We start from the raw sequence: 20414 nt of genomic DNA on the forward strand, positions 1-20414 counted from the left end.
GATAGAATTGGGGAGGGAGGCCCGAACCCTTCGGGCGTGAACCGTCGATTCTAGCCCAAGCCCCCGCACACGACCGGACCGTACCGCATGCAACGAACGCCTTCGCGGCCCGGCCTGCGAAGATGCGCCGGATACGGTCCCGGCCCCGACTTGGTAAGCTGCGCGGCCCCCACGCGACATGCCTCCATGACCCTCCGCCGTTACGTCCAGCTGGACGTGTTCGCCGACCGCCCCGGCGCCGGCAACCCGCTGGCCGTCGTTGTCGACGCCGCCGGCCTGGATGACGCCGCCATGCAGGCGATCGCCCGCTGGACGCGCCTGCCGGAAACCACCTTCGTGTTCGCGCCCACGCAGCCGGGCGCGAGCTATGCCGTGCGAATGTTCAGTCCGCGCCGGGAAGTCCCCTTCGCCGGCCATCCCAGCGTCGGCACCGCGCACGTGGTGCTGGATGCCGGACTGGCTGTCCCCGTCGATGGCCTGCTGATGCAGGAAGGCGTGGCCGGCGTGCTGCCGCTGCGGGTCGACGGCGATGGCGCCGACCGCACGATCGCGGTGCGCACGCCGCGCGCGACCGTGGTGAAGGAGGGCGATCCCGCCGGCGATGCGCTGCTCGGCGCCGCCCTCGCCGCCTTGCCCCGCGGGATGCTGCCACCCGCCCTGGTCGATGGCGGCCGCCGCTGGTGGCTGGCCGAGGTCAGCGACGAAGCCCACTTGCGTGGCGCCACGCCCGATTGGGACGCCATCGGCGCGCTTGCGCGGGCGACCGAGAGCATGGGCGTGTGCGCCTACGCACGCACGCCAGGGCGCGACTACGACCTGGCCGTGCGTGCCTTCGTGGGTGCACCGGCGGCGTTCGAGGACGCGGCGTCGGGTGCCGCGAACGCTACGCTAGCCGCATGGCTGAAATCACGCGATGCCCTGCCCGGCCGCGACGGCCGCTATGTCGTCAGCCAGGGCCGCGAAGTGGGCTACGACGCCCACCTGCAGCTGCATGTGGACGACGCCGGCGACGTCTGGTCCGGCGGCCATGTCCGCACCATCGTGACGGGCCAGATCGACTGGTGAAGCCGGTGTCTCATGTAGGAGCGACGTAAGTCGCGACCGGAAGATGCGAGGCCCACGCAAAGCCTGATGCGTGCAGTCGCATGCACACATCATGGGTCTTAGGCGATCGAACGCTATGGTCGCGACTCACGTCGCTCCTACAACAAGCGACCGCTACTTCGCCTCGTAGACCGGCTTCCCATCCACCCAGGTGGAGCGGACATGCAGCTCATCGAGCTGCTCGCCGGGAACGGCCAGCGGATCTTCATCGAGGACGACGAAATCCGCGCGCAGGCCCGGAGCAAGCCGCCCCACCTCGCTTTCGTCGTGCGCAGCCCAGGCCGCATCGGCGGTGAAGCCCCGCAGCGCTTCGGCCGCACTGAGGCGCTGGTCCGGCATCCAGCCATCGTTCGGCGCGTCATGGCTGTCCTGCCGCGTCACCGCGGCATGCAGCCCACGACGCGGATCCACCGATTCCACCGGAAAATCGGAGCCCAGCGCCAGCTTGGCACCGCTCGCCTGCAGACGCTGCCACGCATAAGCTCCTTTGATGCGGATCGGACCCAGGCGGTCCTGCGCCCACGGCATGTCCGAAGTGGCATGTGTGGGCTGCATCGACGCGATCACGCCCAGCGCGGCGAACTTCGGGAATTCCTCCGGCGCCACCACCTGCGCATGTTCGATCCGCCAGCGATGGTCGGTCTTCGCCGCATCACCCAGCACGCGCGCGTAGGCATCCAGCACCAGCCGATTCCCGCGGTCGCCGATGGCGTGCGTCGCCACCTGCACGCCGCAACCACGCGCCTTGCGCATCGCCGTTTCCAGCGCGGCCGGCTCGGTCACCAGCAGGCCACGATTGCCCGGGTCATCGCTGTAGTCGTCGAGCAAGGCGGCACCCCGGCTGCCCAACGCGCCGTCGGCATACAACTTCACCCCACGCATCTGCAGGCGTCCGCCGGCATGGCGGTACAGGCCGTGCGCGCACAGGTCCGCCAGCGCGGCGCCGTCGCCATCGGCGTAGGTGTCGATGCGCAGGGGCAACCGGCCCTCGTCGGCGAACTGTTTCATCAACGCGAGGTCCTCGCGCGAGACACCCATGTCGTGCACGCCCGTCAGTCCGTTGCGCACCGCGGCCAGCGTGGCTTTCTCCAACGCTTGCCGGCGATACGCGCCATCCGGCGCGGGCACCACGGCATTGACCAGCGCCATCGCCGCATCGACGAACACGCCACTGGGCTGCCCGTCCACGCGCTCAATGCGTCCGCCCTCGGGTTGCCAGTCGCCCCCCAGCGGGCGCGATGCGCGCGCCGACGCCACGCGAAGCGCGGCACTATTCGCCCAGCCGGCGTGGCCATCCACGCGCTCGAGCCAGACGGGCCGATCGGGGAAGGCGGCATCGAGGTCGGCGGCGGTGGGGAAGGTCTTTTCCGGCCAGTCGTTCTGGTCCCAGCCGCTGCCCAGCAGCCATGCGTTGGCGGGAAGCTGCTTTTCGTACTCGCGCAGGCGCGCAATGACCTCGGCCTTGTCGCGGGCGTTCACCAGATCGGCGCGCATCAAGGCGTATCCCAGGCCCATGACATGGCCGTGGGCGTCGATCAGGCCGGGAATGACGGTCTTGCCGCTTTCGTCCACGCGGCGCGCATCGGGATAACGCGCGCGCAGTTCATCCGCACCGCCGACCGCAAGGATGCGGCCCTGCGCATCCCAGGCGATCGCCTGCACGACCGGGCGTGCCGGATCGGAGGTGTGCACGCGTCCTGCCGTCAGCACGTGGACCTGCGCCTGGGCAAGGCCCGCGACGGCCACGCATCCCACGCCGAATCCCGCCAACCACGCCAGTCGCCGCATGCTGCTCTCCCGTATCGGTCCAGGGCGCGACTATGCGCAATGGCGCCGCGCACGGCAATAAAAAGAGGGGCCTTGCGGCCCCTCGGTGCGGCAGATCCCCCGTCGTTCGACGCTGCGACCGCAAGACAATAGGGCGTGCGGCTTACTCGGGGCGCACGTCCACGCGGACGCGGATGCGATCGCCGGGGTGATGATCCGTGCGGGTGTGATAGGTGCGGTTGCCGTATTCGTAGGTGACGTCGTAGCCATTCACGCGACCATCGCCGTAATAGTCGTCGCCATAGCGGCCACCGCTGGCAGGCGCGGGATCGCAGACGCGCACGCGGCCACGTTGCACCTGGCGATCGCGCTGCGCGCTGTCGTAGATCGAACGGCCAGCCATGCCGCCGACCATGGAGCCCACCGCGGTTCCCACGTAGCGCCCGCTGCCGTCGCCGACCTTGCTGCCGAGCACCGCGCCGGCGATGCCGCCGATCACGGTGGCCACGGTACGACCGGATTCCGTGCCGCGGTCCGGGTAGCGGCGATCGCCGTAGTAGCCATCGTCGCCGTAACGATCATCGCTGTAACCGTCGTTGCGGTAGCCATCGTGATACGTATCGCGTGCGTAGACGTCGTCGGCTTCGCGGTAATAGCAACGCTGGCCCGTCGTTGTGTTGGCATAGCCATCAGTGCGGCCGTAGCCGTTGTCGATGATGGGGTCCACGCGCACGACGCGGGCGTAGTCGTAGAAGGCTTCATCGCCGTAGCGGTCCGCGGTGCCGTAGTAGCGCGTGGACTGCGCGGAGGCCGCGCCGGTGGCGAGCAGGCCGATGGCCAGCACGATGGCGGTCAGACGCTTCATGTCGGGTACTCCCCCACGCCGGATCGGCGTGCAGGCATGCTCGGCCGATGCGGGTGAAACATGGCTGAACTCAGCCGGGTTTCACCGCCCGATTTACCCATTCGACAGCTTGCGCGGCGATGCCGGCAGCGTCGCGTCCGAGCAGCCGCCCGACGTGCGACGTTGAAAGCGTTTGCAGCACGTCCGCACCCCAGGCCTCGGCCATCGCACGCGTAATCGCAGGCGGCACATCGTCGTCTTGGTCGGACACCATGCACAGCACCGGACAGTCGGGGCGCGCTACCGCGACACCGCGCCGGGCCTCGCGCAGGACGGCACCGGATTCGTCGCGCCAGTGGCGGAACGCGAACAGCGCGGTCGCTTCATCGGTGTCGGGCAGGGCCCGGCGCGTGCCGGCCAGACGCGCATCGCGCCGCCAGTGCACCACGTCGGGCCAGTCACGCGGCGGCATGTCCGCATGCCACGGTGCCGGCGGAAGGGGATTCACCAGCACCACCGCATCGGCGTCGGCCGCGGCAGCCAGGGCCAGCAGACCGCCCAGGCTGGCGCCGACCAGCACGCGGGGGCGCGGCAGCACAGCCAGCGCGGCGCCGACCTGGGCCTGGTAGTCGCCGAACCGCGTGGCGGGCAGACCCGCACGGGCCGGCACCAGATCGGGCGCTTCCACGCGATAGCCCGCCGCCTCGAACACGCCGCGCCAGAGGTTCCACTCCCAGCCGCCGCCGCCCGCGCCATGCACGAGCAGCGCGGCCCGCGTCCCCGTCAAAGCAGGGTCGCTTCCAGCGACACCGGCACCGACAACGCGCGCGAAATCACGCAGCCGGCCTTGGCCTGCTGGGCGATCTCCTCGAATTGCGCCGCGCTGATCCCCGGCACGCTCGCCGAGACGGTCAGCTTGATCGCGGTGATCGTCGGTCCCGGATCCATGCCCGGCTCCATCGTCGCCTCGGCGCGCGTCTGCAGCTTGTCGGGGGTGAAACCCGCCTTGCCCAGCACGGCCGACAGCGCCATGGTGAAGCAGCCCGCATGGGCGACCGCCAGCAGTTCTTCCGGATTGGTGCCCTTCTCGTCGCCGAAGCGGGTCTTGAACGAATAGTTCTGGCCTTCGAACAGGCCGCTCTGCGGCGTGCTCAGGCTGCCTTTGCCGGACTGCAGGTCGCCAGCCCACACCGCATCCGCGTAACGCTTCAAAGCCATGGTCGTGCTCCTCGGGTCAGGGGAAGCGAAGCGTACACCGCCGGATGTTCACGCCATGTTCCGCAGTGCGGCTTGACCCCTCCGCCCCGCGCGCGGATGCTGGCCGCCCGCCATGACCGCCCGCCGAGCGCCACGCTCACGGGACGCGCTCAGCCCGGACAGCCATGACGGCCCTTCGACCCAACCTACGGGAGGAACGGCCTCATGTCGTACAGCACGCAACAGATCCGCAACGTGGCCCTGGCAGGCCACCCCGGCGCCGGCAAAACAACGTTGTTCGAAGCCCTGCTGCATGCCGGCGGCGCCCTCCAGGTGGCAGGCACCATCGAACGCGGCACCACGGTGTCCGACCACGACCCGATGGAAAAGACCCGCGGCCATTCCATCGACACGGCCATCGCCAGCACCGACCACGGCGGCATGCATGTCAACCTGATCGACACACCCGGCTACCCGGAATTCCGCGGCCCGGCATTGTCGGCGTTCTCCGCGGTGGAAACCGCGCTGATCGTGGTCGATGCCGACAGCGGCGTCGCCCACGGTACGCGCCGGCTGATGGACCGCGCAGCGCAACGCAACCTGTGCCGCGCCATCGTCGTCAACAAGATCGACCATGAAGGTGCCGACTGCGCCGGCGTGCTCGCTGCGCTGCGCGAGGAATTCGGGCCGGAAGTGCTGCCGCTCAACCTGCCCGCCGAGGGCGGCAAGGCGGTCGTGGATTGCTTTTGGCAATCGACGGGTACCTCCGACCTCGGCGAGGTCGGCGAGTGGCACCAGAAGATCATCGACCAGGTGGTGGAGATCAACCAGACGGTGATGGAGCACTACCTCGACCTGGGCGAAGGCGGGCTGTCGGGCGAAGAGCTGCACGACGCCTTCGAACAATGCCTGCGGGAGGGCCACCTGGTGCCCGTGTGCTTCGCTTCCGCGCGTACGGGCGTGGGCGTGAAGGAACTGCTGGACGTGGCCGAGCGCCTGTTCCCGAACCCGGCCGAAGCCAATCCGCCGCCGTTCGTGAAACTCAACGGCAGCGGCCCCCAACCGATCGAAGCCGTCCCCGACCCGCGTGCGCATGTGATCGCCGACGTCTTCAAGATCGTCAACGACCCGTTCGTCGGCAAGCTGGGCATTTTCCGCGTGTACCAGGGCACGCTGAAGAAGGACACGCAGTTGTTCGTCGACGACGGCAAGAAGCCGTTCAAGGTCGGCCACCTGTTCAAACTCAGGGGCAAGGACCATGTGGAAGTCGACCAGGCCATCCCCGGTGACATCGCGGCGGTGGCCAAGGTAGACGACCTGCATTTCGACGCCGTGCTCCACGACAGCCACGACGAGGACCACATCCACCTGGCGCCGATCGACTTTCCCAAGCCGATGTTCGGCCTGGCCATCGAGGCGGCCAGCAAGGGCCAGGAACAGAAGCTCTCCATGGCGCTGCACAAACTCACGGAGGAAGATCCCGCCTTCGTCGTCGACCACCAGCCGGAGTTGAACGAGACCGTCATCCGCGGCCTCTCCGACCTGCACTTGCGGGTGATGCTGGAACGCCTGAAGGAGCGGCACGGCGTGGAAGTAAAGACCCGCCCGCCGCGCATCGCCTACCGCGAGACGATCGGCGCGAAGGCCGAGGGCCACCATCGGCACAAGAAACAGACCGGCGGTGCGGGCCAGTTCGGCGAGGTGTTCCTGCGGGTGGAACCGCTGCCGCGCGGCAGCGGTTTCGAATTCGCCGACGAAGTGAAGGGCGGCACCATCCCGGGTCAGTTCATGCCGGCCGTCGAGAAAGGCGTGCGCCAGGCATTGGGCGCCGGCGCGCTGGCTGGCTATCCGATCCAGGACGTGCGGGTGACGGTGTACGACGGCAAGCACCATCCGGTGGACAGCAAGGAAGTCGCCTTCGTCGCGGCGGGCAAGAAGGCGTTCCTCGATGCCGTGTCCAAGGCCCGTCCGCAGGTGCTGGAACCGGTCGTTGACCTCGAGGTTGCGGTGCCCGAAGCCCAGGTCGGCGACGTGACCGGTGGGCTGGCAGGCAAGCGTGCCCGCATCAATGGCACCGATGCGGTGCGTGGCGAGATCGTGGTGAAGGCGCAGGTCCCCCTGGCCGAGTTGGACGGCTACGCAGCCGAGCTGAAGTCGATGACCGCAGGACAGGGACGCTACAGCCTGGACTTCAGCCACTACGAGCCGGTGCCGCCGAACGTCCAGCAGAAACTGGTCGAAGCCTACAAGCCCCGGCACGAAGAAGAGTGAGTCGTGCGGTGCGGCATCCGGTCGCGGAACGCGCCGGATGCCGCTTCCCGCACGCATCCGCGACCGACATAAGGCCATTCCATGCGGTGATTTGCGCCACTTCGGGCACCGAATCGAAAAAAAACCGAAAAAAAGCCGCTTTTGGTGCCTCTCCGCTCTTGGCGGCGCGAAGTGTTTGCCCTACATTTCGCTTGCCGATGCGATCGGCCCGATTACCCAACCACTCGACCGTAGAGACAGGACACATGGCAAAGAGCACCAAGAAGGCCGCGCCGAAGAAGGCCGCCAAGAAAGCTGCACCGAAGGCCGCCGCCAAGCCGGCCGCGCCGAAGCCGATCAAGGAAGCGCTGAGCAAGTCGGGCCTCGTCGCCCACATCGCCGAAGCGACCACCGTCGCCGCCAAGGACGTCCGCGCCGTGCTGGCCTCGCTGGAAAGCGCCGTCCACGCCTCTATCAGCAAGAAGGGCGCGGGTTCCTTCACCCTGCCGGGCCTGCTGAAGATCAGCGCCGTCAACGTGCCGGCCAAGCCGAAGCGCAAGGGCATCAACCCGTTCACCAAGGAAGAGCAGTGGTTCGCCGCCAAGCCCGCCTCGGTGAAGGTGAAGGTGCGCCCGCTGAAGAAGCTGAAGGACGCTGCCGCCTGATAGGCGCGCGCCAGGTTGCACAGAATCGGGACGGCCATGCCGTCCCGATTTTTTTGGGGCATGCCGTAAGTCACGCTTGCGAACGACCGGCATCGCCCGCAGATATTCTGCTTGGACCCCAACGCAAGGTGCGCCACGCATGAAGATCCAGGGTTTCCTCGACCATCTGCTCAAGTCCTCCAGCGGCAACGGCAGCGTGCTCAACGCCGACTTCGGCAAGGGCGCGATCACCGGCGGCGCACTCGGCCTGCTGCTCGGCAAGAACAAGACCTCGCGCAAACTGGCCACCTACGGCGGGCTGGCGGCGATCGGGGTGATGGCCTATCGCGCCTACAACGACTACAAGCAGCAGCAGGGCGGCTTCGCCGCCGGTGCCGGGCCGCAGACCGTTGATCGCCTGCCGCCCCCACAAGCGGAACTGCACAGCCAGGCGATCCTGAAGGCGCTGGTGGCGGCCGCGAAAGCGGACGGCCATATCGACGCGCGCGAGCGCGAGGTGATCGAGGGCGAGTTCTCGCGCCTGGGCACGGATGGCGAACTGCAGCAGTGGCTGCACGCCGAACTCGAGAAGCCGCTGGACCCGTCGGAAGTGGCGAGCGCCGGCAGTACGCCGGAAATCGCGTCGGAGATGTACTTGGCCAGCCTGATGGTGGCCGACGACCAGAACTTCATGGAGCGCGCCTACCTCGACGAACTGGCGAAGCAACTGCGGCTGGATCCATCGCTGAAGGCGCAGCTGGAACGCCAACTGGCCCAGCCGCAGCCGCCGCCGCTGCCTTGATCCGCATGCGGACTGGCGCACGCAGGGGGCGACGCCTCGCATGGGGGTTGCTCGCGTGCTTCATGATCGGCGTTGCGCTGGCGTGGGCCTGGGGCCAACCGTTCCTGGCGTCGGCGCGCATGCTCTGGGATATCGCGCGCGCGCCGCCGCCCGTGTCGCTTCCCGTGCCGGTGGAGGGCGTGCGTGCGAGCCAGATCGCCGACACCTTCGGCGCGCCACGCGGTCCCGATCGCAGCCATCAGGGCGTGGACATCTTCGCCGCACGCGGCACGCCAGTGCGCAGCGCCACCCGCGGCATCGTGGTCGCCCTGCGTGACAGCGGTCTCGGCGGGCGTCAGGTCTGGGTGCTCGGCCCGGCGCGCGAACGTCACTACTACGCCCACCTCGACGGGTGGGCGCCGGCGCTGGCCACCGGCCAGGCGATCCAGGCCGGGCACGTCCTCGGCTTCGTCGGCACCACCGGCAACGCGCGCGGCACGCCGCCGCACCTGCATTACGGCATCTACGGGGCGGAGGGCGCCTACGATCCGCTACCGCTGTTCCGGGCCGGCGCTACGCCCGCCTCCGCTCGCTGAACCACGCCGGCCGGCGGAACAGTCCATCACGGCGCGCCCCCTCGTTAGGCCAGGCGGACGCGCCTATCTTGGCCATGGTCCCCACCGCGCCCCTCGCGCACGCTCCCATGCCCAACAACACCCACCGCTACCGCATCACCGTCACGCCCATCGAGGACGACGGCCTGCAATGCAACGGCCGTTGCACCATCGAATTCGAACACGCCTGCCACGACGACTGGATGCGCATCCTCGAGAACGTCCAGCGCCAGCGCGGCTTCAGCGGCGACGAGCGCGCCGCGCTGGTCGTCGGCACCAAGCTGCTGAGCGGCCTGATGCTCGACCACCGCAAGGACGCCGACGACCTGTTCGCACCGCTGCGCCCGCACATGGGCGAGTTCATCCGGACGCTGAAAGAACGCACCCGCGACGCCGGCTGACATCGACTCGGCGCGCTAAGCTGGCACCGATGAAAGCCCGCCACGCCCACGATGTCAGGACCCTCGAGGACATCCCCAACATCGGGCCGTCCATCGCGAACGACCTGCGCGGCATCGGCATCGCCACGCCGCAGGCACTGGTGCGACAGGACCCCTACGCGCTCTACGCACGCGTGAACGCGCAGACCGGCCAGCGCCACGATCCTTGCCTGTGCGACTGCTTCATCGCCGCCGTACGCTTCATGGAGGGCGGCGCACCCACGCCGTGGTGGCACTACACCGCCGAACGCAAACAACGCTTCGCCCGCGACCCCGGCGCTGCCGGTTAGGGTCCGGACAGGCGGCCCCGGCTATGGTGCGCCGACGCCTTCCGGAGCCCACCATGCGTACGCGACGCCATTTCCTGACCGCCACCCTCGCCGCCGCCGCGACGCTTGCGCTGGCCGGGTGCAGCACGCTCAATGCGGTCACCGGTTTGCTGGGCAACCAGATCAACTTCACCCAGCCGCAGCTGCAGCGCTACCTCAACCAGAGTTTCCCGCGCGAATTCGACAAGCTGGGCGGCCTGGTGTCGGCCACGCTGACCAACCCGCGCCTGAGCATTCCCTCCGGCGACGACCGGCTCCGCCTGGATTTCGACATCGGCGTGAGCGCGCTCGGCGCGCGCGATGTCAGCCGCGGCCACTTCGCGCTGGCCAGCCGGCTGCGCTACAACCCAGCTACCCAGGGCCTGCACCTGGACAACCCGGAGATCCTCTCCGTGGACGTGCCCGGCGCCGGTTCGCTGATGTCCGGCGGCACCCGCCAGCTGGTCAACACCGTGCTGCAGGAATACGCGCGCAACGAGCCGGTCTACAAGATCGACAGCGATGTGCTGCGACGTCTGCCGGCCAGCAAGCAGATCGGCAACCCCCTGATCGAGGATGGCCGCGTGGTCATCCCGCTGCAGTGAGCGGCCTCGCGATGATGAAATCTTTCCTGGCTCTGATCGTCTTGCTTGTGGCGCCGACACTGGCGTCGGCGGCCACGCCTTCGGTGCTGCGCTTCGATGCGGGGCAACTGCAGGCGGCGGCCCAGGCGGGCTTCCCGATGGAGGAATCGCTGCTGCAGGGCTTCGCGTCGCTGACCCTCAGCGACCCCGACGTGCGCATTCCCACACCGGGCGAACGCGTCCGCTTGCAGATGAACTACGACATCGCGCTGACCACCGGCGAGCGCCTGGAATACGGCAACGTCGTGGTCAGCAGCGGCCTGCGCTACGACCCGGCCACGCGCGGCCTGCATCTGGTCGACCCGCAGCTGGAACACCTGGGCACCGGCGCCGGTGGACGCGGCCTGCCCGGCGGTTCGCGCGAGGTGCTGCAGGACCTGATCCGCGAGTACGCGCGCACCCGTCCGCTCTATCGGCTGAGCGCGGAAGAGCTCGCCCAGGTGCCGGGCACGCTGACCGCCGACTCCCTGAGGATTAGGGATGGCCACGTCGAGCTGGGGCTGGACACCGCCCCGCGCTGACGCGCGGCCACGACGCGACCCTCACAGTTCGAAGCGGTAGCTCAGCTTCACGATCAGCTGTTCATCGTTGCGCAGGCTGAAACTGTCGCGCAGTGCGTCGTCGACGCCGTCGGTGCCGGGCAGCTGCTCGTAACCGCCGCGCGCGTAGACGACATACAGGTAGGACAGCGGCGCGAGTTCGTAGCGGTAGCGCACCTGGAAGCCCAGATTGCGCACGCGGAAATCCTCGACGGTGTCGCTGGCGGCCACCGCATGGCCTGACGGATCGAAGCGCCATGCGTCGTGTACACGCGCACTGATCGCGATCGCTTCCAGCTTGACGCGGAGTTCCTGCCGCGGATCGATGTTCCAATCCAGGCCGGCGCGCAGCGTCGTCTCGCGACCATCGAAGGCACCGACCAGGTCGCCCTGCGCGGCGCCCTGCCAGATCAGCCAGTCGGGCCGGCGCACGACATTCAGGCCCGCGTTGAGGCTGAAAGCGTCGTTGATGAAGTAGGTGGCGCCGTACCAGAAGGCCGAACCCAGCTTGCGATTGCCCGCCAGCCCGCCGCCAAACGCTTCCACCTCGACGTCGTGCGCCCAGTTTCCCTTGCGGGGGCGCTCGTACTCGAAATACGCGTTCATGTTCGCCGGCAGACGCACGATGCCGTTGCCGCGCAGCAGCGTGTCGTTCAGTCCCGCACTGTTGACGTTGATCTGCGCGTACTCGTAGCTGCCGTCGCGCAGCTGGCCTTCGCGACTCATCCGGAACTGGTCGTTGAGCTTCTCGCCATGGTTATTGTGGCTGCTGCTGATCCGCCAGCGCCAATTCTTGGACGAATAGCGTGAGGCCTCCGGTTGGTCGCTGAAGCGCTTGCGCGCCTCCCAGTGCAGGTAGTTGGTGCTGTTCCGCGACAGGTAACCGAAATCGTTGAGCTGCAGGTCGTTGCCGAAATGCATGGCAATCCACTGCTGGCGCCAGCCGCGGTCCATTTCATAGTCGGCCCACACGGTGGCGCCATAGTCCTGCACGGTGTCGCCGGCCTGCTCGATGCGGCTGCCCAGCAGCCGCGTACGGATGTTCCAGCGCGCGGTGGGCCGCCAGTTGTGGTCCACGCCGAGCACAGTGGCCTCGCGAGCGCGGGCGTCGTCGTCCACGCGGGTCAGCATCGCGCCGAGATTCTGCCGTTCGAAATCGCGCACCAGCCGCAGCGCGTGATAGCTGCGTCCGCTCGCGCCGTCCTCGTCGGCGGAGAACAGGCCGTAGTTGGCCTTGCCCAGGCTGCCGTTCAACTTGACCGCCGCCGTGATGTCGCCGGTGCTGCCTACGCGGCGCGTATAGAGCTGCTGGCTGTCGTCGGACGGCGTGGTCAGCTCGAAGATGCCCTGGTTCTCGGTGAAGAACGGGCGCTTGTCGCTGATGAAGGTTTCGGTGGCGCTGAAGTTGACCACTAGGTCGTCGGCTTCCACTTGGCCGAAATCCGGCTTGACGGTGGCCGAGAGCTGGAAGCGGCCGTTCGGCTTCCAGAAGATGTCCGCGCCAGCGTTGAAGTCGGCGCCACCGCCGACATTGTCGTACAGGCCGGACACGTAAGGCGTGACAGCGAGCAGCGACTGGTCGTACCGCGGTACCGTGACCGGCGCGAAATCCGACAGGAAGCGCGGGCGCTCGAAGCTCGCCTGCGGCCAGGCCATGCGCTCGCCGGTGGAACCGATCACGCGGGCCAGGAACACCTTCAGCGTGCGCTGCCCGTCGGTGCCGTCGCGCATCGGCGCGGTATGCCACGGGATCAGCAGCTCGACCGACCAGCCTTGCTCGTCCTCGGCGACCGCATGCCGCCACTGGCCGTCCCAGTCGCCGCTGAACTGGTTCTCGTTGGTGATGATCTCGTCGGCGACGCCGCCGGTGGAACTGATGGTGAAGGCATAGCCCGTGCGCCCGTCGCCATCGAAATCGATGAAGGCGTTGACGCGGTCCACCTGGGCATCGAAATCGCGCTGCACTTTCTGGCGCGTGCGCGGCACGTTCGGCGGCTGGGCGTTGCGGAACGCGATCGCCAGGCCGTCGGGCGTGGCGAGCACCCACGCCTCGGTCGCGAGCGAACCGGGCTCGCCCGTCAGCGGCTGGGTCTTGCGGAAGTCGGTGACGTGCTGCGCATCCTGCCATTCGGCAGGATCGATGCGGCCATCGATCTCGACGGCCTGGGCCACGGTACAAGGCAGGGCCAGCGCGAGCAGGCCGGCGAATCGGGTCGGGGTCATGGCGGGCGGGTGGTGGTCCGGAGCGCGCACGTTATCGATGCGGCGTGGATGCCACACCTGCCTTCGGTCATTTCAACCTTTCGGCATCCTGCGGCATCCGTGCCAAGTGGAGATCAGCGCCCTTTCTTGGGCTGCAGCATCGTGCCCGTGCACTTCTTGCTGCCGCAACGGCAGGCCCAGATCTTCTTCAGGCGCGCGGTGTGCGGCTCGTCCAGGGTGATGCCGTAGTTGTAGGTCAGTTCCTCGCCGGGCTTGATGGCGCGGATCGCTTCGATGAAGACCTTGTCCTTCTTGCGATTCTTGCCGTCGTGCTCCTCGATCACCGCCTCGCAGTTCGGGTCGCAGCTGTGGTTGATCCAGCGCGCCTTGTTGCCCTTGTAGTTGGCGTCGATGACGTAGTCGTCGTTCAGCGTGAACAGGAAGGTGTGGCCGGAGTCCACGTCGCCGGTGTCGTCGGCGTCGACTTCCTCATGCGTGCGGCGCTTGCCCTTGTACTCCACCACGCGTTCGCCCTTGGCGATCGGCGCGATGGCGAACACGCCGTTACCGTGGATGTCGGATTGGCGGGCTTCGATCTTGCGGGGCATGCGGGGGTCCGGCGGGAGGGAGGAACGACGATTCTCGCCCATGCGCGCGGGTTTCCCAACTTTCCATTGCCTGAACGCGGCCGCCGGGGTGCGTGGCCGGTTCGCGCGGGACGACGCGTTCGATGCCCGTCCCCCTCATCACGACCTTCGACATGCGCGCCAGTCCGCTCCTGCTCGCCACCGCTCTGTGCCTCACCCTGTCCGCCTGCCAGCCTGCGGAAACGCAGACGGCGACCCGACTGCCTACGCCCGCCGACAGTGATGCCGACCTACTCGCCCGCGGCGAATACCTGGTGCGGACCACCGGCTGCAACGACTGCCACACGCCGGGCTATGCAGAATCCGGCGGCACCACCGACAAGGCGGCGTGGCTGGTGGGTTCGCCGATGGGCTTCCATGGCCCGTGGGGCACTACCTACCCGAGCAACCTGCGGTTGCGCATGCAGCAGCTCACCGAAGCGCAGTGGCTGGAATACAGCGCCAACCTGCGCACCCGCCCGATGATGCCGGACTTCGCCGTGCGCGCGATGACCGAAGAAGACCGCCGCGCGATCTACCGCTTCGTGCATTCGCTCGGCGCCGCCGGCCAGCCCGCGCCCGAGGCGCTGCCGCCCGGCCAGACGCCGCCGGCACCGTACCTCGGCCTGGTCCTGCCGGCACCGACGGCCGAGGCGCCGGCCGCGCACTGAGCTTTTGCGGCCGCCTTACCCGGGGAACAGGCGGCCGTTGAACATCCAGACCAGGCCCAGGGCCAGGCCGAAGACGGTCCAGAACAACTGGCCCAGCCCGCGGAACAGCTTTACCGCCAGGTAGACCCCGCCGATGGCGAGCAGCACGCGCCAGAGGAAGCCTTGGTCCAGGCCACGGGCGGACGGGATGGAGTTGGACGAAGTGTGGGTGGTCATGATGGCGATCCGGGAATGGCGTCCGGAAGTGGACGGAACCCATCTTCCCGAACCCGCCGATGCCGCATCAGTCGCAACCGTCAACGATCGCGGATGACATTCGTCAACCGCCGCGCCCCGGCTGAACGGGGAAAACCCCGGGGTTTGAGCCGGGCGGCGTGAAAGCGTACAATTTCGGTACGTTTTCCGAGCTCCCTCCCCCATGCTCCGCGTCACCAAGCTGACCGACTACGCCACCGTGGTCCTGACCGTGCTCGCCGCCCGGCCGGGCGAGATCCTCAGTGCCTCCGACCTGGCCGAGCACTCCGGTCTGGAGACGCCGACCGTCAGCAAGGTGCTGAAGCCGCTGGCCCAGGCGGGCCTGGTGGAAGGCCTGCGCGGGGTGCACGGCGGCTACCGCCTGAGCCGCGATGCGGCCGACATCAGTCTGGTGGAGATCGTCGAGGCCATGGAAGGGCCGCTGGCGATGACCGAGTGCAGCCAGAGCGAAAGCCAGTGCGGCATCGCCCAGAAATGTGGCGCGCGCGCCAACTGGCGTCTGATCAACGACGTGGTGGCCGACGCCCTGCGCGGCTTCACTCTCGCCCAGATGGTTACCCCGCCCCCCTCCCCTTCCGACGACGTGCGCAGGCGATCCATCGCCGTGCAGGTCGCGACCCGTTGAACCGTAGGCAGCCCGATGGCCACCGAGAACGCTGAAATCCTGGAACAGCTGGGACGTCGCTACGACGCCGGCTTCATCACCGACATCGAATCCGATTCGTTGCCGCCCGGCCTGGACGAGGACGTCGTCCGCGCCCTGTCGGCGAAGAAGAACGAGCCGGAGTGGATGACCGAATGGCGTCTGGCCGCCTACCGCCACTGGCTGACGATGCAGGCCCCGCACTGGGCCAAGCTGAAGATCGGCCCGATCGATTTCCAGGCCATCAGCTACTACAGCGCGCCGAAGGCGAAGTACGCCTCGCTGGACGAAGTGCCGCAGGAATTGCTGGACACCTACGACAAGCTGGGCGTGCCCCTGCACGAGCGCGCCAAGCTGGCCGGCGTGGCGGTGGATGCGGTGTTCGACTCCGTCTCCGTGGGCACCACCTTCCGCAAGGAGCTGGCCGAGAAGGGCGTGATTTTCTGTTCGATGTCCGAGGCCATCCAGGAGCACCCCGAGCTGGTGAAGCAGTACCTGGGTAGCGTGGTGCCGGTGGGCGACAACTATTTCGCCGCGCTGAACTCCGCGGTGTTCTCCGACGGCAGCTTCGTGTTCATCCCCAAGGGCGTGCGCTGCCCGATGGAACTGAGCACCTACTTCCGCATCAATGCCGGACACACCGGCCAGTTCGAGCGCACATTGATCGTCTGCGAGGACAAGGCCTACGTCTCGTACCTGGAAGGCTGCACCGCGCCGATGCGCGATGAGAACCAGCTGCATGCGGCCGTGGTCGAGCTCGTTGCGCTGGAAGACGCCGAGATCAAGTACAGCACGGTGCAGAACTGGTACCCGGGCGACGAGGAAGGCCGCGGCGGCATCTACAACTTCGTCACCAAGCGCGCCGAGTGCCGTGGCGCGCGCGCCAAGGTGACCTGGACGCAGGTGGAAACCGGTTCGGCGATCACCTGGAAGTACCCGTCCTGCGTGCTGCTGGGCGACGACTCGGTGGGCGAATTCCACTCGGTCGCACTGACCCACCACCGCCAGCAGGCCGACACCGGCACCAAGATGATCCACGTGGGCAAGCGCACCAAGTCCAAGATCGTCAGCAAGGGCATCAGCGCCGGCCGCGGCCAGAACACCTATCGCGGCCTGGTGAAGGTGGACCGCAATGCCGACGGCGCGCGCAACTACACCCAGTGCGACAGCCTGCTGATCGGCAAGAAGTGCGGCGCCCACACCTTCCCTTACATCGAAGTGAAGAACCCCACCGCGACGCTGGAACACGAAGCCACCACCTCCAAGATCAGCGACGACCAGCTGTTCTACTGCCGCGCCCGCGGCATCGGCCAGGAAGACGCCGTCAGCATGATCGTCGATGGCTTCTGCAAGCAGGTCTTCCGCGAACTGCCGATGGAATTCGCGGTGGAAGCGAAGAAGCTGCTGGAAGTGTCGCTGGAAGGCAGCGTGGGATAAGGCTTTTCTCTTCTCCCGTCGGGAGAAGTTGCGCGCAGGGCGGATGAGGGGCAACGAAGTCCGGCGATCTCAAACATCGGGACTCCATCACCCCTCACCCCAACCCCTCTCCCGCTGGGAGAGGGGCTCGAAAGAATCAAACGGAAACGAACATGCTGAAGATCGACAACCTCCACGCCAGCGTCGCCGGCAAGGACATCCTCAAGGGACTCTCGCTGGAAGTGAAGCCGGGCGAAGTACACGCCATCATGGGGCCCAACGGCGCCGGCAAGTCCACGCTGGGCAACATCCTGGCCGGCCGCGAGGGCTATGAGGTCACCGACGGCAGCGTCGAGTTCGACGGCAAGCCGTTGCTGGACCTGGACCCGGAAGAACGCGCCGCCGCCGGCGTGTTCCTCGCGTTCCAGTACCCGGTCGAGATCCCGGGCGTGAACAACACCTACTTCCTGCGCGCGGCGCTCAATGCGCAGCGCAAGGCGCGCGGCGAGTCGGAACTGGACTCCATGCAGTTCCTCAAGCTGGTGCGCGAGAAGCTGGCCGTGCTGCACCTGAAGGACGAGCTGTTGCACCGCGGCGTCAACGAAGGTTTCAGCGGCGGCGAGAAGAAGCGCAACGAGATCTTCCAGCTCGCCGTGCTGGAACCGAAGCTGGCGATCCTGGACGAAACCGACAGCGGCCTGGACATCGACGCGCTGAAGAACGTCGCCGACGGCGTCAACGCGCTCCGCTCGCCGGACCGCGCGTTCCTGGTCATCACCCACTACCAGCGCCTGCTCGACTACATCAAGCCGGACGTCGTCCATGTGCTGGCCGGTGGCCGCATCGTCGAGACCGGCGGCCCGGAACTGGCGCTGGAGCTGGAACAGCACGGCTACGCCTGGATCAAGGACCGGGTGGCACCGGAGCAGGCGGCCTGATGAGCGCGCTGCTCGACTCCCTGTCGGCCGGCTTCAGCGGCGACGCCGCGCGCCGCGCCGTGCTCGACGAAGCGCTGCGCGACGGCCTGCCCGGCCCGCGCACCGAAGCCTGGAAGTACACCTCGCTGCGCCAGCTGGAGCGGCGCAGCTTCACCGTGGTCGAGGCGCTGCCGTCGCTGGACCCGATGCTGCTGGCCGACATCCCGGCCCCGCGCGCGGTGTTCGTCAACGGCCGCTACTCGGTGGCGCTGTCGCTGACCACCGACCTGCCGGACGGCGTCAGCCTGCAACTGCTGTCCGAAGCCCTCGCCGAGGGCGGCGATGCGGCGCGCTTCCTGCAGCGCCGCTTCGAACGCACGGACGAAGTCTTCGCCCGGCTCAACGCCGCACTGGCGACCGAAGGCCTGCTGCTGCGCGCCGAAGCCAACGTGCGCAGCGAACAGCCATTGCACCTGGTCTTCATCGGCACCGACGACGGGGCCGACCGCGCCTGGCACCTGCGCAACCTGATCGAACTGCGCGCCGGCGCGTCGCTGACCGTGGTGGAACACCATCTCGCCGCCACACCGCACGCGCACTTCATCAATGCGCTCAGCCACGTGCACCTGGCGACGGGGGTGACGCTGTCGCATGCACGCGTGCAGGCCGAGAGCGACCGCGCCACAGCCCTGCTGCGCACCGATGCGGTGCTCGCGCGCGATGCCGACTACCGCCGCGTCGACCTGGAACTGGGTGGCGCCCTGTCCCGCCATGAACTCAACGTGCGACTGGAAGGCGACAACGCGCGGCTGACGGCAAACGGCGTGCTGCTGGCGGGCGGGCGTCGCCATCTCGACACGCGCCTGGGCATCGACCATATCGGCCGTGACACCGCGTGCGCACTCACCTGGCGCGGGCTCGGCGCCGGTCGTGGGCGCGCGGTGTTCCATGGCGGCATCCTGATCCGCGAAGGTGCAGACGGCACCGACGCCGCGCTGTCGAACAAGAACCTGCTCTTGTCGGACAACGCCGAGATCGACACGCAACCGGTGCTGGAAATCCATGCCGATGAAGTGAAGGCCGCGCACGGCGCCACGGTCGGCCAGCTGGATGCCAATGCCTTGTTTTACCTGCGCTCGCGCGGGCTGACCCAGGCCGAAGCCCGCCAGCTGCTGACGGCCGCATTCTGTCGCGAGCCGCTGGGCGTGATCGAAGACGCCGACGTGCGCGAGGCGCTGCTGGCGCGCGTGGACGCGGCCCTGGCCGCGCTGGAGTCGGCATGAACCACGAAGCCCTGCGCGAGGCCGGTGCCATCGACTGGGCGCTCGTCCGCGCCGACTTCCCGTTGCTCACCCGCCAGGTCAACGGCAAGCCGCTGACCTACCTGGACAGCGCGAATACCGGACAGAAGCCGGCATCGGTGATCCAGACCGTCGACGATTTCTACCGCCAGCACAACGCCAACGTCAGCCGTGCCGTGCATACGCTCGGCACGGAGGCGACCGAAGCTTACGAAGGCGCGCGCAAGACGCTGGCGCGCTTCCTCAACGTGCGGCCAGACGAGTTGGTGCTGTGCAGCGGCACCACCTTCGCGATCAACCTGGTGGCGTACTCGTGGGCGCTGCCGCGCCTGAAGGCCGGCGACACGATCCTGGTCTCGCGCATGGAGCACCACGCCAACATCGTGCCGTGGCAGCTCGTTGCCGAGCGCACCGGCGCGAGGGTGAAGGTCGCCGAGATCCGCCAGGACGGCACGCTCGACCTCGACGCGCTGTACGCCGCGATGACCGGGGACGCGAAGCTGCTCGCCATCACCCACACCTCCAACGTGCTGGGAACGGTGAACCCGGTGCGCGAGATTTGTCGCGAAGCCCGCAAGCGCGGCATCGTCACCGTCGTGGACGGCTCGCAGGCGGTGCCGCACCGTGCGGTCGACGTCACCGCGATCGGCTGCGACTTCTACGCATTGACTGGCCACAAGATGTGCGGCCCCACCGGCACCGGTGCGCTGTGGGCGCGCAAGGAGCACCTGCAGGCCATGCCGCCGTTCATCGGCGGCGGCGAGATGATCAAGGAAGTCAGTTTCAACGGCACCGTGTTCAACGACCCGCCGCACAAGTTTGAAGCGGGTACGCCGAACATCGCTGGCTTCATAGGCCTGGGCGCCGCGGTCGACTATCTGGATGCGCTGGGCATGGCGAACGTCGAAGCACGCGAGGCGGAACTGCTGGCGCATGCGACGGAGGAGCTGGATGGCATCGAAGGCCTGCGCATCTTCGGCCGTGCGCCGGACAAGGCGGCGGTGATTTCCTTCCTGATCGAAGGCGCGCACGCACACGACCTGGCGACGCTGCTGGACCTGGAGGGCGTCGCCGTCCGCTCCGGCCAGCACTGCGCGCATCCTCTGCTGCAGTTCTATGGCGTGGCCGCCACGCTGCGGGCTTCATTTGCGTTCTACAACTCACACGAGGATGTGGAGCGTTTCATCGTCGCCCTCCGGAAGGCCCGAAACCTGCTCGTCTGACGCTGCGTCGGAGCGGGCCGCCGCCCTA

General features: G+C 67.9%; 22 protein-coding genes. 15 read left to right on the forward strand and 7 right to left on the reverse strand.

The annotated features are described in order from the left end of the window. Positions 1-186 precede the first annotated feature (186 nt). Positions 187-1065, forward strand: coding sequence for a PhzF family phenazine biosynthesis protein (locus tag AC23D6_RS14975; RefSeq protein WP_487750013.1), 879 nt, complete (start codon positions 187-189; stop codon positions 1063-1065). Between the two features lie 153 nt (positions 1066-1218). Here the strand turns inward: AC23D6_RS14975 and AC23D6_RS14980 are convergent, their stop codons facing one another. The 4 genes from AC23D6_RS14980 to AC23D6_RS14995 form a co-directional block, all read right to left on the reverse strand. Continuing rightward, positions 1219-2892: an amidohydrolase gene (locus tag AC23D6_RS14980; RefSeq protein WP_487750014.1), complete on the reverse strand. Its 1674-nt coding sequence runs from the start codon at positions 2890-2892 to the stop codon at positions 1219-1221. 142 nt (positions 2893-3034) lie between these two features. After that, on the reverse strand, positions 3035-3736 hold the full coding sequence (locus AC23D6_RS14985; RefSeq protein WP_487750015.1) for a glycine zipper 2TM domain-containing protein: 702 nt from the start codon (positions 3734-3736) through the stop codon (positions 3035-3037). Positions 3737-3806: 70 nt separating this feature from the next. After that, entirely contained in the window at positions 3807-4502 is a 696-nt protein-coding gene (locus tag AC23D6_RS14990) for an alpha/beta fold hydrolase (protein WP_487750016.1), read from the reverse strand. After that, a complete protein-coding gene (locus tag AC23D6_RS14995) occupies positions 4499-4933 on the reverse strand; it encodes an OsmC family protein (RefSeq protein ID WP_056878156.1) in 435 nt (144 codons plus the stop codon). Before AC23D6_RS14995 ends, AC23D6_RS14990 begins: the two co-directional genes overlap by 4 nt. Positions 4934-5137: 204 nt before the next feature. On the opposite strand from AC23D6_RS14995, the gene fusA reads away from it, so the two are divergent. The 8 genes from fusA (at position 5138) to AC23D6_RS15035 (ending at position 11114) form a co-directional block, all read left to right on the forward strand. Continuing rightward, a complete protein-coding gene (gene fusA, locus AC23D6_RS15000) occupies positions 5138-7183 on the forward strand; it encodes an elongation factor G (protein WP_487750017.1) in 2046 nt (681 codons plus the stop codon). 245 nt (positions 7184-7428) lie between these two features. Further along, entirely contained in the window at positions 7429-7827 is a 399-nt protein-coding gene (locus AC23D6_RS15005; RefSeq protein ID WP_487750018.1) for an HU family DNA-binding protein, read from the forward strand. Between the two features lie 139 nt (positions 7828-7966). Continuing rightward, positions 7967-8608, forward strand: a complete 642-nt coding sequence (locus tag AC23D6_RS15010) for a tellurite resistance TerB family protein (RefSeq protein WP_487750019.1) — start codon at positions 7967-7969, stop codon at positions 8606-8608. A 5-nt stretch (positions 8609-8613) separates the two neighbouring features. Continuing rightward, the gene (locus tag AC23D6_RS15015) at positions 8614-9183 is read left to right on the forward strand and encodes a M23 family metallopeptidase (protein WP_487750020.1); all 570 of its coding nucleotides are present in this window, start codon (positions 8614-8616) and stop codon (positions 9181-9183) included. Between the two features lie 107 nt (positions 9184-9290). Further along, the gene (locus AC23D6_RS15020; RefSeq protein ID WP_487750021.1) at positions 9291-9602 is read left to right on the forward strand and encodes a DUF3861 domain-containing protein; all 312 of its coding nucleotides are present in this window, start codon (positions 9291-9293) and stop codon (positions 9600-9602) included. Positions 9603-9631: 29 nt separating this feature from the next. Next, complete coding sequence (locus AC23D6_RS15025) at positions 9632-9931, forward strand: helix-hairpin-helix domain-containing protein (protein ID WP_487750022.1); 300 nt, start codon at positions 9632-9634, stop codon at positions 9929-9931. Positions 9932-9984: 53 nt separating this feature from the next. Further along, complete coding sequence (locus tag AC23D6_RS15030; RefSeq protein WP_487750023.1) at positions 9985-10554, forward strand: DUF1439 domain-containing protein; 570 nt, start codon at positions 9985-9987, stop codon at positions 10552-10554. A 14-nt stretch (positions 10555-10568) separates the two neighbouring features. Then, on the forward strand, positions 10569-11114 hold the full coding sequence (locus AC23D6_RS15035; protein WP_487750024.1) for a DUF1439 domain-containing protein: 546 nt from the start codon (positions 10569-10571) through the stop codon (positions 11112-11114). 21 nt (positions 11115-11135) lie between these two features. On the opposite strand, the gene AC23D6_RS15040 is transcribed toward AC23D6_RS15035, so the two are convergent. Then, positions 11136-13355, reverse strand: coding sequence for a DUF5916 domain-containing protein (locus AC23D6_RS15040; RefSeq protein ID WP_487750025.1), 2220 nt, complete (start codon positions 13353-13355; stop codon positions 11136-11138). Between the two features lie 113 nt (positions 13356-13468). After that, entirely contained in the window at positions 13469-13942 is a 474-nt protein-coding gene (locus AC23D6_RS15045) for an SET domain-containing protein (RefSeq protein ID WP_487750026.1), read from the reverse strand. 122 nt (positions 13943-14064) lie between these two features. On the opposite strand from AC23D6_RS15045, the gene AC23D6_RS15050 reads away from it, so the two are divergent. Next, positions 14065-14631 carry a c-type cytochrome gene (locus tag AC23D6_RS15050; RefSeq protein ID WP_487750027.1) on the forward strand — a complete coding sequence of 189 codons (567 nt, stop codon included), beginning with the start codon at positions 14065-14067 and terminating at the stop codon, positions 14629-14631. Between the two features lie 15 nt (positions 14632-14646). Here AC23D6_RS15050 and AC23D6_RS15055 read toward each other — a convergent pair whose 3' ends face one another. After that, positions 14647-14847, reverse strand: coding sequence for a hypothetical protein (locus AC23D6_RS15055; protein WP_487750028.1), 201 nt, complete (start codon positions 14845-14847; stop codon positions 14647-14649). Between the two features lie 202 nt (positions 14848-15049). Here AC23D6_RS15055 and AC23D6_RS15060 point away from each other — a divergent pair, with 202 nt between their 5' ends. From AC23D6_RS15060 to AC23D6_RS15080, 5 genes are all read left to right on the forward strand, one after another. Next, positions 15050-15511, forward strand: a complete 462-nt coding sequence (locus tag AC23D6_RS15060) for an SUF system Fe-S cluster assembly regulator (protein ID WP_487750029.1) — start codon at positions 15050-15052, stop codon at positions 15509-15511. A gap of 15 nt (positions 15512-15526) precedes the next feature. Beyond that, positions 15527-16966, forward strand: a complete 1440-nt coding sequence (sufB, locus tag AC23D6_RS15065; RefSeq protein ID WP_093300661.1) for a Fe-S cluster assembly protein SufB — start codon at positions 15527-15529, stop codon at positions 16964-16966. A 152-nt stretch (positions 16967-17118) separates the two neighbouring features. Then, complete coding sequence (gene sufC / locus AC23D6_RS15070; RefSeq protein ID WP_487750030.1) at positions 17119-17883, forward strand: Fe-S cluster assembly ATPase SufC; 765 nt, start codon at positions 17119-17121, stop codon at positions 17881-17883. Next, positions 17883-19145, forward strand: coding sequence for a Fe-S cluster assembly protein SufD (gene sufD / locus AC23D6_RS15075; protein ID WP_487750031.1), 1263 nt, complete (start codon positions 17883-17885; stop codon positions 19143-19145). The genes sufC and sufD overlap by 1 nt, the downstream gene beginning before the upstream one ends. Next, positions 19142-20386: a cysteine desulfurase gene (locus tag AC23D6_RS15080; RefSeq protein WP_487750032.1), complete on the forward strand. Its 1245-nt coding sequence runs from the start codon at positions 19142-19144 to the stop codon at positions 20384-20386. The genes sufD and AC23D6_RS15080 overlap by 4 nt, the downstream gene beginning before the upstream one ends. Positions 20387-20414: the final 28 nt, after the last annotated feature.

Source organism: Pseudoxanthomonas sp. G3 (assembly GCF_057654715.1).